This window comes from Flavobacterium potami (assembly GCF_020026915.1).
Lineage (GTDB): Bacteria > Bacteroidota > Bacteroidia > Flavobacteriales > Flavobacteriaceae > Flavobacterium > Flavobacterium potami.
Window position 1 is genome coordinate 190303 of sequence record NZ_JAINUY010000006.1, and the last position, 13221, is coordinate 203523.

General features: G+C 34.0%; 14 protein-coding genes and 2 tRNA genes. 12 read left to right on the forward strand and 4 right to left on the reverse strand.

Annotation, left to right across the window (positions count from 1 at the left end):
• Window positions 1-31 precede the first annotated feature (31 nt).
• The gene (gene recQ / locus K6T82_RS17695) at window positions 32-2227 is read left to right on the forward strand and encodes a DNA helicase RecQ (protein ID WP_223708431.1); all 2196 of its coding nucleotides are present in this window, start codon (window positions 32-34) and stop codon (window positions 2225-2227) included.
• Window positions 2228-2346: 119 nt separating this feature from the next.
• Here the strand turns inward: recQ and K6T82_RS17700 are convergent, their stop codons facing one another.
• Entirely contained in the window at window positions 2347-2586 is a 240-nt protein-coding gene (locus K6T82_RS17700; RefSeq protein WP_223708440.1) for a hypothetical protein, read from the reverse strand.
• 321 nt (window positions 2587-2907) lie between these two features.
• Between K6T82_RS17700 and K6T82_RS17705 the strand changes: the two genes are divergently transcribed.
• The 3 genes from K6T82_RS17705 to K6T82_RS17715 all read left to right on the forward strand — a co-directional run bounded on the left by K6T82_RS17705 (window position 2908) and on the right by K6T82_RS17715 (window position 6349).
• Window positions 2908-4467 carry an NAD(P)/FAD-dependent oxidoreductase gene (locus K6T82_RS17705; RefSeq protein ID WP_223708442.1) on the forward strand — a complete coding sequence of 520 codons (1560 nt, stop codon included), beginning with the start codon at window positions 2908-2910 and terminating at the stop codon, window positions 4465-4467.
• A 75-nt stretch (window positions 4468-4542) separates the two neighbouring features.
• Complete coding sequence (locus K6T82_RS17710; protein WP_223708444.1) at window positions 4543-5244, forward strand: SMI1/KNR4 family protein; 702 nt, start codon at window positions 4543-4545, stop codon at window positions 5242-5244.
• Window positions 5245-5263: 19 nt separating this feature from the next.
• On the forward strand, window positions 5264-6349 hold the full coding sequence (locus K6T82_RS17715; protein WP_223708447.1) for a DUF6630 family protein: 1086 nt from the start codon (window positions 5264-5266) through the stop codon (window positions 6347-6349).
• A 66-nt stretch (window positions 6350-6415) separates the two neighbouring features.
• Here the strand turns inward: K6T82_RS17715 and K6T82_RS17720 are convergent, their stop codons facing one another.
• Entirely contained in the window at window positions 6416-7831 is a 1416-nt protein-coding gene (locus K6T82_RS17720) for an aminopeptidase P N-terminal domain-containing protein (protein ID WP_223708461.1), read from the reverse strand.
• A gap of 262 nt (window positions 7832-8093) precedes the next feature.
• Here K6T82_RS17720 and K6T82_RS17725 point away from each other — a divergent pair, with 262 nt between their 5' ends.
• The gene (locus K6T82_RS17725) at window positions 8094-8531 is read left to right on the forward strand and encodes an META domain-containing protein (RefSeq protein WP_223708463.1); all 438 of its coding nucleotides are present in this window, start codon (window positions 8094-8096) and stop codon (window positions 8529-8531) included.
• Between the two features lie 91 nt (window positions 8532-8622).
• Here K6T82_RS17725 and msrA read toward each other — a convergent pair whose 3' ends face one another.
• The gene (gene msrA / locus K6T82_RS17730) at window positions 8623-9231 is read right to left on the reverse strand and encodes a peptide-methionine (S)-S-oxide reductase MsrA (protein WP_223708465.1); all 609 of its coding nucleotides are present in this window, start codon (window positions 9229-9231) and stop codon (window positions 8623-8625) included.
• A 6-nt stretch (window positions 9232-9237) separates the two neighbouring features.
• A complete protein-coding gene (gene msrB, locus K6T82_RS17735) occupies window positions 9238-9789 on the reverse strand; it encodes a peptide-methionine (R)-S-oxide reductase MsrB (protein ID WP_223708467.1) in 552 nt (183 codons plus the stop codon).
• 331 nt (window positions 9790-10120) lie between these two features.
• Between msrB and idi the strand changes: the two genes are divergently transcribed.
• From idi to K6T82_RS17770, 7 genes are all read left to right on the forward strand, one after another.
• Window positions 10121-10648, forward strand: a complete 528-nt coding sequence (gene idi, locus K6T82_RS17740) for an isopentenyl-diphosphate Delta-isomerase (RefSeq protein WP_223708469.1) — start codon at window positions 10121-10123, stop codon at window positions 10646-10648.
• Window positions 10649-10671: 23 nt separating this feature from the next.
• Window positions 10672-11082 carry a 6-carboxytetrahydropterin synthase gene (locus K6T82_RS17745; protein WP_066033610.1) on the forward strand — a complete coding sequence of 137 codons (411 nt, stop codon included), beginning with the start codon at window positions 10672-10674 and terminating at the stop codon, window positions 11080-11082.
• Between the two features lie 2 nt (window positions 11083-11084).
• A complete protein-coding gene (locus tag K6T82_RS17750) occupies window positions 11085-11543 on the forward strand; it encodes a peroxiredoxin (RefSeq protein WP_223708471.1) in 459 nt (152 codons plus the stop codon).
• A gap of 55 nt (window positions 11544-11598) precedes the next feature.
• Window positions 11599-12567 (forward strand): type I phosphomannose isomerase catalytic subunit, encoded by a 969-nt coding sequence (locus tag K6T82_RS17755; protein ID WP_223708473.1) that lies wholly within the window; start codon window positions 11599-11601, stop codon window positions 12565-12567.
• Window positions 12568-12624: 57 nt separating this feature from the next.
• Window positions 12625-12891, forward strand: coding sequence for a hypothetical protein (locus K6T82_RS17760; protein WP_012022371.1), 267 nt, complete (start codon window positions 12625-12627; stop codon window positions 12889-12891).
• Between the two features lie 76 nt (window positions 12892-12967).
• Window positions 12968-13041, forward strand: a tRNA-Thr gene (locus tag K6T82_RS17765).
• 104 nt (window positions 13042-13145) lie between these two features.
• Window positions 13146-13219: transfer RNA gene (locus tag K6T82_RS17770), tRNA-Thr, on the forward strand.
• Window positions 13220-13221 lie beyond the last annotated feature (2 nt).

Here is a 13221-nt window from a genome sequence, read left to right on the forward strand (position 1 = left end):
AAATTTATACAAAATACCATTAATATAGAGAATGAATTCAAACGAAATTGAAATACATAAAGAATTAAAGAAGTATTTCGGCTTTAGCCAATTTAAGGGCTTGCAGGAGCAAGTCATTACGAGTATCTTGAGTGAAAAGAATACTTTCGTAATTATGCCGACAGGTGGTGGAAAGTCTCTTTGTTATCAGTTACCCGCTTTAATTCAGGACGGAACAGCAATTGTTGTTTCTCCATTGATTGCTTTGATGAAAAATCAAGTTGATGCAATTCGAAGTCTTTCGTCAGAAAACGGAATTGCTCATGTATTAAATTCCTCTCTCACCAAAACAGAAATTGCTCAGGTTAAAAAAGATATTACTTCTGGTTTAACCAAACTATTATATGTTGCTCCCGAATCTTTAACCAAAGAAGAATATGTGACCTTTTTACAAAGCGTTAAAATTTCTTTTGTAGCTATTGACGAAGCGCACTGTATATCTGAATGGGGACATGATTTTAGACCTGAATACAGGAATTTGCGACACATCATAAAGCAATTAGGAAAAGTGCCTATTATTGGACTTACCGCAACTGCAACGCCAAAGGTTCAGGAAGATATTCTGAAGAATCTGGATATGTCTGATGCAAATACTTTTAAAGCGTCATTCAACAGACCGAACTTATATTATGAAGTTCGTACGAAAACTAAAAATATTGAATCGGATATTATTCGATTTATCAAACAGCATAAAGGTAAATCTGGAATTATTTACTGCTTAAGTCGTAAAAAAGTAGAATCTATTGCCGAAGTTCTGCAGGTAAACGGAATTAGTGCGGTTCCTTATCATGCAGGGTTGGATGCCAAAACTCGTGCTAAACATCAGGACATGTTTTTGATGGAAGACGTTGATGTGGTTGTAGCAACAATTGCTTTCGGAATGGGAATTGATAAACCAGACGTTCGTTTTGTAATTCACCATGATATTCCAAAATCTCTTGAAAGTTATTATCAGGAAACGGGTCGTGCAGGACGTGATGGAGGAGAAGGGCATTGTTTAGCTTATTACTCTTATAAAGATGTAGAAAAGCTGGAGAAATTCATGTCGGGAAAACCAGTTGCCGAACAAGAAATTGGTTTTGCACTTTTGCAGGAAGTTGTGGCTTATGCCGAAACTTCGATGTCGCGACGAAAATTTCTTCTACATTATTTTGGTGAAGAATTTGACAGCGAAAACGGAGAAGGTGCCGATATGGACGACAACGTTCGTAATCCTAAAAATAAAATCGAAGCCAAAGATCAGGTCGTTAAGTTGCTTGAAATCGTTCGCGATACCAAACATATTTACAAGTCAAAAGAAATTGTGTTTACATTAATTGGTCGTATCAATGCGGTTATTAAAGCACATAAAACAGATACTCAGCCATTTTTCGGTTCCGGCTCAGACCACGACGAGAAATACTGGATGGCATTATTGAGACAAGTATTGGTTTCTAGTTATTTGTCAAAAGATATTGAGACATACGGAATAATTAAAATTACCGAAAAGGGATTGGATTATATTAAAAATCCAGTTTCGTTTATGATGTCTGAAGATCATGAATATACAGAAGCTGATGACGAAACTGTGGTGACTGGAGGAAAATCTTCTGGAACTGCAGACGAAGTTTTAACCGGAATGCTTCGTGAACTTCGTAAAAAAGTGGCTAAAAAATTGGGAGTTCCACCATTCGTAGTTTTCCAGGATCCTTCTTTAGAAGACATGGCGCTTAAATATCCTGTTTCAATTACCGAATTATACAATATTCATGGTGTTGGTGAAGGAAAAGCAAAAAAATATGGAAGCGAATTCGTAGCTTTAATCAGTCGTTATGTAGAAGATAACGATATTATTCGTCCGGATGATTTAGTTGTAAAATCGACGGGAGTGAATTCTGCGAACAAACTTTACATCATTCAGAATATTGATAGAAAACTGCCATTAAGTGATATCGCTTCCGCGAAAGGACTTTCGATGGATGCACTGATTAAAGAAATGGAGCAGATTGTTTATTCTGGGACAAAACTAAACATCAAATATTGGTTGGATGATATTTTGGATGATGACCAACAAGAAGAAATTCACGATTACTTCATGGAATCAGAATCAGATAAAATTGAAGACGCCTTAAAAGAATTTGACGGCGACTACGATATTGACGAATTGCGTTTAATGCGTATTAAGTTTATTAGCGAAGTAGCAAATTAAAAAGTTTACAGTCTCAGTTTACAGTCTCAGTTAGTAAAGAGGCTGTAAACTGTGACCGAAAACTGTGACTTAAAATTGTCTCATTCAAAACTGTAAACTGAGACTGAAAACTGCGACTATTACCCTTCGTACAATTCCCCTCGATGCGGTTTCAAAGCATCTCTTACTTGAATCATATTTTCATCTGTTACAACCATAAAAGCGGTTGCGTGCATATCGTTTACAATTGAAAAACCTGTAATATTTAAAGGAAGTTTTTCAATTGCAATATATTCTTTTAAATGAATTTCGTGATGTTCGGCAGTTTTTGCTGAAGCAGGTCCGCGGAAATCCCAAATCAGTTTTATTTTTCTAGACATTTTTTTTTAAAGGTGCAAAGTTACAGAGTGACAAAGGTACAAAGTCTTTTTTAAAGGTTCTAAGATTCTTAGTTGCTAAGGTTTTAAGGTTTTTTCTGTAGAGACGCACTGCAGTGCGTCTACACGCTTTAAAAGAAATCATTTTAATCCAATTAATCTGTGGCTGAAAATTAATCACAAAGATTTTAGCATCAAAATTAAATTCTAAATCTTCAGGAATCTGCGTTCAAATTTTACACTAAATATAAAATCTCATTTCAAAATAGTACTTTTGCATGTTCTTTTCATAGAAAGAAAAGCTAATAGAATAAAAAACACAAAATGCCTAAAGAACTTTTACTTCAAGTTACACCGGAAATTGCTGCAAACGAATCATTGCTAAAAGAACATTTGTCTAAGCAGATTAAAGTTTCTGCTCAAGAAATTCAGCATGTTTCTATTTTAAAACGCTCGATTGATGCACGTCAGAAAGCGATTAAAATCAATTTGAAAGTTCTTATTTATTTAAAAGGCGAACCATTTCAAGAAACTAAATTGGAACTTCCTATATATAAAGATGTTTCGAATGCACAAGAAGTTATTGTGGTTGGAGCAGGTCCAGCTGGACTTTTTGCGGCTTTGCAATTAATTGAATTAGGTTTAAAGCCAATTGTTCTTGAAAGAGGAAAAGATGTTCGTGGCCGTCGTCGCGATTTAAAAGCAATCAATCGCGAACATATCGTAAACGAAGATTCTAATTATTGTTTTGGTGAAGGAGGAGCAGGAACGTATTCTGACGGAAAGTTATATACGCGTTCAAAAAAACGTGGCGACGTTACTAGAATTTTGGAACTTTTGGTGGCTTTTGGTGCTTCCGAAGATATTTTGGTAGAAGCGCATCCACATATTGGAACCAATAAATTGCCTAAAATTATTGAAGATATTCGAAATAAAATCCGAGAGTTTGGTGGTCAGGTTTTGTTTGAAACTAGAGTCGATGATATTCTGGTAAAGAATAATGAAGTTGAAGGAATCGTAACACAGAACGGAGATAAAATTCACGCCAACAAATTGATCTTGGCAACTGGACATTCGGCGCGTGATATTTTTGAATTATTAGATAAAAAGAAAATATTAATAGAAGCAAAACCTTTTGCTTTGGGAGTTCGTGCAGAACATGCTCAGGAATTAATTGACAGTATTCAATACAGCTGTGATTTCCGCGGAGAACATTTGCCACCAGCGCCATATTCCATCGTAAAACAAGTTAACGGTCGCGGAATGTATTCGTTCTGTATGTGTCCAGGTGGTGTAATTGCGCCATGTGCGACAAGTCCTGGCGAAGTAGTTACAAATGGTTGGTCGCCATCTAAACGTGATCAATCAACAGCAAATTCTGGAATTGTTGTGGAGTTGAAATTAGAAGATTTCAAACCTTTTGCAAAATTCGGAGCTTTGGCTGGAATGGAATTTCAAAAAAGCATCGAACAAAAAGCTTGGCATTTGGCAGGAGAAACTCAAAAAGCTCCTGCTCAAAGAATGATTGATTTTACAAAAAGTAAAGTTTCATCAGATATTCCGAAAACTTCGTATGTTCCAGGAACTACTTCGGTTGAATTGGGACAGGTTTTTCCAGGATTTTTAACTCAGATTATGCGTCAGGGTTTTCAGGATTTTGGAAAATCAATGAAGGGGTATTTAACTAATGAAGCCATTTTGCACGCGCCGGAAAGCAGAACGTCATCGCCCGTTAGAATTCCGAGAGACCCAATGACTTTAGAGCATTTACAAATCAAAGGTTTATATCCTTGCGGAGAGGGTGCGGGTTATGCGGGCGGAATCATTTCTGCGGCAATTGATGGCGAAAAATGTGCCTTGATGATTGCGGAATCCTTGAAATAATTGGCTTCGCGTTTTTCATGTAGTAAAAAGATTGTTATCTTAGTATTCTGATTTTAATAGAATATTCCCCCAAAGATGACCATACAAGAAATCGAAAAAAAATACGGATTTGAATTTCCGCTCTTATACAAACAGTTAGATGCAGACGGCATGCTAGATGTCGGAGAATACGGCCCAAGTTGGTATACAGAGGTTTATCCTACTTTAAAAGAGAATCCGCCTTTATTGTTGCATTCGTATGATTTTGAATCGCTGAATTTGAAATCTGTAGCTGAAGAAATCGAAGAACTTCAAGATCCAGAAGATTATCGTAACATTAATCCAGAATTTAAGTTTATTCCGTTTGCCAAAAGCGGCGGCGGCGATCATTATTGCTTTTTCTTAAACGAAGAAAATGATGGAGATGTGCCAATTGTTTTTGTTTGGCACGACATGAATGAAGTCAATTATTTGGCAAAAAATCTTCAGGATTTTATCTTCAAAGTTTTGTTGATTGATATGTCGAAGCAAGATACTTACAACGAACTAAGTGACGAGGAATTTAGAGAAGATCTTGAATCTGTTTTTAAATCACATAAAAAATATTTAACCGATCGCCAGAATTCGATTTTAGAGGAAATTTCACAAAGAGAAATTATCGATTATGAAATACATGTTTCTCCCAAAATTGTGGAATCGGCGAGAGGATTATTAACAGATCACGAATTAGAATCGATCGTAAATGAAGAAATTCCTTTCGATAAAATGAATCAAAGCTTTAAATATTCTAACGATTAGTTTAAAAATAAAATTTTTTATGAGCTTTTTCTCCAATTTATTCGGTCGTAATAACGATCCAAAATCCATAATTTCTTTCGATGTTATAAATCCGATTTATTCGTATTTATATAATGAACAGGCAAGTTTAGAATTTAAAGTAAAAGGAATTCAGGAGAATGTAATGGTCAATCTTTTCTACTTTCCGGGTTCATTAGATCATGAAGAAGGAAATGCAGAAATTAAAAAAGCGGGTTTTAATAATTCTTATGAGGTTTTAAATGAGCTTTACAAGAAAATGAATATTGGAACTCTTTCAGACGAAATGATCCAAGAAGGTTTAGAATACGATTTTATACACATTCAGTTTTATTCGGAACCTACTGTAGAAGAAAAAAAGTTCTTTAAACGCTCTATTAAAAATTTCGTAATCTTTTTTTGCAGTACTAATAGTTTAGAAATCAATGATTTTAGGATGCTATATTCGGGAAAACATTTTTACGATTATACCAAAGGGTTATTGGAAAGTGAAGTAATAGATGCCAATAATCCGAAGAATGAAAGTGAGGAAATAGGAATAAAAGATTTTAAGTTGGTTTTGCAGGGAATCTGCCAATATTTAAATATCGAAATTTCAAAAACAGTCGAACTTCCTTCAACTGAAAATTTGGTACAAAGCGAAGAAGTAACCGAAGAAATTTTTCAGGAATTTATAAAATTAGTTTCTAGAGAAAATATTGAAGAAAAAGAATTAAAAAAAGAAGCTAAAAAGCTGTTTAAAAACTTCAATAAACCAGAAGATGATTATGATGAAATTATTGAAGATCATTTCGCTTTTTTTGAAAGTATCGATGCCTGGAACAGCGACTGGAAATTTGATCCCGAAGATGCAGAATATTTTATTTCAGATTTAATTGGTGAAGATTTTACATTCGATTATCCAGAAGAAACCTATAGTCATGATTTGTTTCCGTATATTCAATCGGCTTTAGAAAAACAAAATTTAGAATTGATGAGTTTTGATACAAAGGGAGATAATTATCTGTTTTTTGTAGTCAATAAAGAGGATGTAAATAGGATTTTAGAATTGTCTGAATTGATAAAAATTGAAGTGGATCAATTATAATTTTTTTCCGCCACGAATTCACAAATTTTATATTAACAATTCGTGAATTCGTGGCGGAAAAAAAAACTATATTTTAGGAAATTTCATTTCGTTAAAAGTACTTTTTTGTTTAGCTAACGCTTCAATATCTTGCCATTTTCTTGGAGATTCGGCAGATAGATTTTCATAAGAATCTTTAAGCATTAAAATATCGTCTTCGATACGAACGCCAATATTCCACCATTTTTTATCACATTTACTGTTTGCCGGAATATAAATTCCAGGTTCAACAGTAAGAATCATGTTTTCTTTAATTAGAGTCTGAGGTCCATTATAATTTCCTTTGTCGTGAACATCTAAACCAAGAAAATGCGAGCAGGAGTGCGGATAGTATAATCTCACATCTTTTGGATCTGTAATAATCCCTAATTTAATCAAACCTTTTGCTATGACATCTTTGGCAGTTTCATTCAAAGCAACTAGCGGAGTTCCTGCTTTGCAGATTTTAAAAACTGCTTCTTGTGCATCATAAACAATTTGATAAATTGCTTTTTGTTCCTCAGTAAATTTTCCATTTGCTGGAACTGTTCGCGTTACATCTGCAGAATACCCATGATATTCTGACCCAACATCCATCAATAATAATTGATTGTCAATTTTTGTTGCATTGTTTTCTCCATAATGCAAAATACATCCGTTTGCTCCGGCGCCAACAATCGGCGGATAACCTTCGCCTTCTGCGCCATAATGTCTGTGAATGTAGGCGTGAATTCCGTCTGCTTCGTTTTCGCTCATATCAGGACCAACCGCTTTCATGACTTCATTGTGTGCAATACAGGAAAGTTTTACACTTTTTCGCATTAACTCTAATTCTTCGGGAGTTTTGATTTCTCTCAATGAACTGCTAATGTTGTAGAAAAGTTCATTTGCTGTATCATTTTCTGCTGTAATTGAAGCTTTAGATTTGAATGTTTCGATCAATCCACCCAAATCAGAACCACTTTTATTATTGTCAATATCCGTTGGAATTTTATCATAAATTAATTGACTGAATTTTTTAAAGTCGATGGCAAAAGCATTAAAATCTTTTCCGTTATAAACTGTTTTAAAACCCAATTTAGATTTTGCACCTTCAACGCCCAAGCGTCTTCCTGTCCAGGTTTCTTTGGCTGCATTTCTTTCACGTACAAAAAGTATTTCATTGTAAGTTTCGCTTCCTGTTGTTTGATTTTCTTTAAAAAGCAATAAAACAGCATCAGGTTCTTTGTAGCCCGTCAAATAATACATATCGGGATTTTGATGAAAATTATAATTGATGTCTCTTGAGAAGACTCTTTCAGGATAGGAAAAAACAACTGCGACAGAATTAGCGGGCATCAAAGCTCTGAATGCTTCACGTCTTCCTTGATGAAATTCTTTTGAAAGATAATCGGTAGGCAGATTTTCCTGTGATTGAACTGAAAAAGTAAATGTAAAGACAAACAATAATAACAATTGTTTCATTTTTTTGGTTTTTTGTTGATGATTTTTGGTTTTTTGATCTCTGCAAATTACAAAAAAAATGAAAAGATAGTCTTGAATTTAAAAATTTGATTTATAGAATTTTAAGGAAAATGATGTAACTTAGATATCAGAAAATTAAGATTTATTACAGAATTTAAATTTTAATTGCCTTTAACGGGCACGAATATTGAGAAGTGAATCTTAAGAGGATAATTTTAATCTTCAAAAAACAAATAATAATCAATTTTTAAAAATACATTTTATGAAAAAATACACACTTGCAGTCGTTTCAATTTTAACTTTATTATTTGCGTCATGTTCAGCATCAAAAACAGATAAAAGTGCAGGCGATCTATTTGGTGCAACTTGGGAACTAGAATATATTTCGGGACCAAGAATTGCTTTTGAAGGATTATATCCAAACAAAAAACCACAAATTACTTTTGACCAGAAAGAAACAAAAGTGTTTGGTAATAATGGATGTAACGGTTACAGCGCACCATATACATTAAACGGAAAATCTCTGACTTTTGGAGAGCCGGGGCCAACAACCATGATGTTTTGTGAAGGCGGAGGAGAACAACAGTTTTTACAGCAAATGAAAAAAATTACAAGCTACACTATTGATAAAGATGGAAAACTAATTTTAAATGAAGGCGATGTGGCAATGATGCGATTTAAGAAAGTAGCGAAGCAATAATTTAGTATTGTCAAATTTGTCAAAGTTTCGGCGCATAAAAAAGGGAAATGATTAATTCATTTCCCTTTTCTGTTTTACAAATTGTATAATCTTATTTCTTTTTCAGTTTGTCTTTAAAAACCTTTTCAAACTTCTCTAATTTAGGCTGAATTACCATTTTACAATACGGTTGATTTTTATTATTTGCATAGTAATTCTGATGGTAATCTTCAGCTTTGTAAAAAGCCTTAAAAGGTTCAACTTTAGTCACAATTGGGCTTTTGTAGACTTTTGCTTTGTTCAATTCTGCTATAATGCTTTCTGCTGCTTTCTTTTGCTCAGCATTTTTATAAAAAATTACAGAACGATATTGTGTGCCAACATCTGCCCCTTGTCTGTTTAAAGTTGTCGGATCGTGAACCGTAAAGAAAACTTTAAAGATTTCGTTAATATCTGTCACAGTTTTATCATATGTAATCTGAACTACTTCGGCGTGACCTGTTTCTCCTGTGCAAACTTCCTCGTAAGTCGGGTTGGCAACTTTTCCTCCAGAAAAACCAGAAACAACAGATTTTACTCCGTCCAAATTTTCGTAAACCGCTTCTACGCACCAATAACATCCTCCACCAAGCGTTATGGTTTCTAAGTTTGTTGCTTTTTTATTTTGTGAAATTCCCTTTAGCGAAAGCACTAAAAAGCATATTAAAAGTATCTTTTTCATAGTAAATTATTTAGAATCTGGAATAAAATCAAGGGCTATTGAGTTCATGCAATAGCGTTTTCCGGTCGGCTCAGGACCGTCGTCGAATATGTGTCCTAGATGTCCGCCGCAACGCCCGCAAAGAGTCTCAGTTCGTTCCATTCCAATTGAATTATCTTCTTTGAAAACAATACTTTTTTTATTGTCCTGTTCAAAGAAGCTTGGCCATCCGCAGCTGCTTGAAAATTTAGCTGTCGATCTAAAAAGTTTATTTCCGCAAGAAGCACAATAATATGTTCCTTTTTCATCAGTATTCCAATATTTTCCTGTAAAAGGTCTTTCAGTATCTGCCTCACGCATTACGGCATAAACATCTGCAGGCAAAACCTTTTTCCATTCAGCGTCGGTCACATGTAATTTTGTGGTGTCTGTATTTGAATAGTAAGGATTTCCAGGTTTGCTAATTACATTTTCCATAGCGTTCGGTTTTACATATTTTTTGTTGTTTTGTCCGCAAGCCTGTAAGATAAAAAGCGGCAACAAAAAGCAAAGGCTTATAAATTGAGTTTTGGATTTCATAAACAAATAGTTAAGTTTTAGATGTTATAATGGTATTCTTCAAGGCCTTTTTATATTTGTGTCTCAAAGATACGACTAGATTTAGCCTCGAAATACTGCGTTTTAAACAATTCAGATTTTTTTAAGTGTGTTTTAACTTTTTATTAGTTACGTAAAATAGAACAATGTAGTTTTTATATCTTAATTTTAACAGCTTTTAATTTTTAAACCGAATTTATTGTGTTGTAAATCAGAAAAGTAGAAATTGAAATAAAAGTTCAATTTTTTGCAATTGCAATTAGGATTTTTAAGCCATTTCTTTTTTCGTATTTTTGTTTGCTTAAGAAGACTTATGACAGAAGAAAACGTAATATTAGTTAACGAAAATGATGAGCAGATTGGTTTAATGCCAAAATTAGAAGCACATGAAAAAGCGCTTTTGCACCGTGCATTTTCAGTTTTTGTTTTAAATGAACAAAATGAAATCATGTTGCAGCAGCGAGCACATCAAAAATACCATTCTCCTCTACTTTGGACAAATACTTGTTGCAGTCACCAGCGCGAGGGCGAAACCAACATTGAAGCAGGTAGCAGAAGATTGTTTGAAGAAATGGGATTTAAAACGGAATTGAAAGAGCTGTTTCATTTTATTTATAAAGCACCTTTCGATAACGGATTAACGGAGCATGAGTTAGATCATGTCATGATTGGATATTACAATGAAAATCCAGACATCAACACAGAAGAAGTCGAGGCCTGGAAATGGATGAAAATTGAAGATGTAAAAACAGATATTCAGAAACAGCCCGAAATATATACCGTTTGGTTTAAAATTATTTTTGATGAATTTTATCATTATTTAGAAGATCATAAACTTTAATCCAGACCAACCAAAAACCTAGAATGAGAGTAACCATATCAAGAAAAGCACATTTTAATGCTGCACATCGACTACATCGAAAGGATTGGTCATTTGAAAAAAACGATGCTGTTTTTGGAAAATGCAATAATCCCAACTTTCACGGTCATAATTATGGTTTAACAGTAAGCGTTACAGGAAAAATTGACCCCGAAACTGGTTTTGTTTTAGATGTGAAAGTATTAGCGGATATTATACGTGAAGAAGTAGAAATTCCGTTTGATCACAAAAATCTGAATCTGGATGTTCCAGAATTTGCAGATTTGAATCCGACCGCAGAAAATATTGCTGTTGTGATATGGAATAAAATTAGACAAAGAATTCACGCCGATTTTGATTTAGAAGTCGTTTTGAACGAAACGGAACGCAATTTTGTAACTTATAAAGGAGAATAAAAATGTCATTAAAAATAGGAGATATTGTTCCGAATTTTACTGCGAAAGACAACAATGGAGAACTTTTTGAAAGCCAAAGTGTTTTAGGAAGAAAACCGCTGGTTATTTATTTTTACCCAAAAGATAATACGCCAGGTTGTACAACTGAAGCCTGCAGTTTTCGGGATCAATACGAAGATTTTAAGGATTTGGGAGCAGAGGTAATCGGGATTAGCAGTGATAGTGTAAAATCACATCATAAGTTTGCTGCTAAATACAAGTTGCCTTTTATTTTGCTTTCAGATCAGGATAAAAGATTAAGAAAGCTTTTTGGAGTTCGAAATAATTTGTTCGGATTACTTCCAGGACGCGTTACCTATATTATAGATAAAAATGGTTTGGTAATTTCGATATTTGATAGCGTAAATGCAGCAAAACATATTCCGAAAGCCTTAGAAACCGTAAAAGAATTAGTACTATAGATTAAAGAAATAGTATCGCACATAATTAATTAAACCTAATATATTAGCCTAAAAAATGAGCCAAAATTTATACCCTTTACAATTTGAACCGATTTTGAAAGAAAGAATCTGGGGAGGAGAAAAACTAAAAACAATTCTAAACAAACCAATCGTTTCAAAAATTACAGGAGAAAGCTGGGAATTATCTACTGTAGAAGGAGATGTAAGTGTGGTTGCGAATGGAGATTTAAAAGGAAAATCTTTAATGGATTTGATTAACGAAACACCAGACGCTATTTTAGGAACTAAAGTTTACGAACGTTTCGGGAAACAATTTCCATTACTTTTCAAATACCTTGATGCAAGAGAAGATCTTTCTATTCAGGTTCATCCCAACGATAAATTAGCAAAAGAACGTCACAATTCATTTGGAAAAACAGAAATGTGGTACGTAACGCAGGCAGATGCAGATGCAAGAATCATTGTTGGTTTTAAAGAAGATTCTAATAAAGAAGAATATTTAAAACATTTGCATGATAATACTTTGGTTTCAATCTTAGACGATGTGAAAGCAAAACCTGGAGATGTTTTCTTTTTAGAAACAGGAACAGTTCACGCCATTGGTGCTGGATTAGTTGTTGCCGAGATTCAGCAAACATCTGATATTACTTACAGACTATACGATTTTGACCGTGTAGATGCACAAGGAAACAAAAGAGAATTACATGTTGATTTAGCACTGGATGCAATCAATTATAATAAAGTAGATACTCAGAAAAAATACGAGACAAAAGTAAATACTTCAAATACAGTTGTAAATTGCCCTTATTTTACAGCTAATTTCCTTCCTTTAGAAAACACATTGGAAGTTGCTAAAAATGGAGAAACATTTACAGTATATATGTGTATCGAAGGCCAATTTGAAATTGAATATAATGGTTTTAAGCAAGCCTATAAAAAAGGGGATACTATTTTGGTTCCGGCTGCGATAAATGCATTTAATTTGAACGGAAAGGCTTCAATTTTAGAAATTTACATTTCATAGCATTAAATATAAAGAATATATGTACTTTTGCAGACGCAAATTAAAATTATAATAAAAATGGCAAACGTTAAGAATTTAAAGAAAGACATCAATTTCGTATTGGGAGATATTATTGAAGCAGTTTACTTGTTTGAGATGTCAACAACAGGAAATCCAACTCCAGAAACGAATGCTTTGATCGATGAAGCTATTGCTGCATTCGATACTTTGATTACAAAAGTGAACGCAAAGAACGTTGAAAATAAAAAAGCACACTTTAAACAAATCAATGTTGAATTAGAACAAACTGCTAATCAATTGATTGAAAAAATCAACGCTTTATAAGCAAAAAAAAGTGTAAAAAAGTGCAAATTTATTTTGGGAAATTGAAAAACCGCTTTATATTTGCACCCGTAATGACGCCGATGTAGCTCAGCTGGCTAGAGCAGCTGATTTGTAATCAGCAGGTCGTGGGTTCGAGTCCCTCTATCGGCTCAACGGAAACCATCACAGAAATGTGATGGTTTTTTTGCTTAAAATGAGAGGCAGATTTATTTTGTAATATCAAAAAACAATTTTATATTTGCACCCGAAATAACGCCGATGTAGCTCAGCTGGCTAGAGCAGCTGATTTGTAATCAGCAGGTCGTGGGTTCGAGTCCCTCTATCGGCTCA

What these genes read in the sequence shown, in the direction of transcription:
- K6T82_RS17755 (WP_223708473.1), top strand. Translation starts at nt 11,599, where the DNA reads ATGAGCCAAAATTTATACCCTTTACAATTTGAACCGATTTTGAAAGAA.
- msrA (WP_223708465.1), bottom strand. Translation starts at nt 9,231, where the DNA reads ATGAAAAAGATACTTTTAATATGCTTTTTAGTGCTTTCGCTAAAGGGA.
- idi (WP_223708469.1), top strand. Translation starts at nt 10,121, where the DNA reads ATGACAGAAGAAAACGTAATATTAGTTAACGAAAATGATGAGCAGATT.
- msrB (WP_223708467.1), bottom strand. Translation starts at nt 9,789, where the DNA reads ATGAAATCCAAAACTCAATTTATAAGCCTTTGCTTTTTGTTGCCGCTT.
- K6T82_RS17715 (WP_223708447.1), top strand. Translation starts at nt 5,264, where the DNA reads ATGAGCTTTTTCTCCAATTTATTCGGTCGTAATAACGATCCAAAATCC.
- K6T82_RS17745 (WP_066033610.1), top strand. Translation starts at nt 10,672, where the DNA reads ATGAGAGTAACCATATCAAGAAAAGCACATTTTAATGCTGCACATCGA.
- K6T82_RS17720 (WP_223708461.1), bottom strand. Translation starts at nt 7,831, where the DNA reads ATGAAACAATTGTTATTATTGTTTGTCTTTACATTTACTTTTTCAGTT.
- K6T82_RS17700 (WP_223708440.1), bottom strand. Translation starts at nt 2,586, where the DNA reads ATGTCTAGAAAAATAAAACTGATTTGGGATTTCCGCGGACCTGCTTCA.
- K6T82_RS17710 (WP_223708444.1), top strand. Translation starts at nt 4,543, where the DNA reads ATGACCATACAAGAAATCGAAAAAAAATACGGATTTGAATTTCCGCTC.
- K6T82_RS17750 (WP_223708471.1), top strand. Translation starts at nt 11,085, where the DNA reads ATGTCATTAAAAATAGGAGATATTGTTCCGAATTTTACTGCGAAAGAC.
- recQ (WP_223708431.1), top strand. Translation starts at nt 32, where the DNA reads ATGAATTCAAACGAAATTGAAATACATAAAGAATTAAAGAAGTATTTC.
- K6T82_RS17725 (WP_223708463.1), top strand. Translation starts at nt 8,094, where the DNA reads ATGAAAAAATACACACTTGCAGTCGTTTCAATTTTAACTTTATTATTT.
- K6T82_RS17760 (WP_012022371.1), top strand. Translation starts at nt 12,625, where the DNA reads ATGGCAAACGTTAAGAATTTAAAGAAAGACATCAATTTCGTATTGGGA.
- K6T82_RS17705 (WP_223708442.1), top strand. Translation starts at nt 2,908, where the DNA reads ATGCCTAAAGAACTTTTACTTCAAGTTACACCGGAAATTGCTGCAAAC.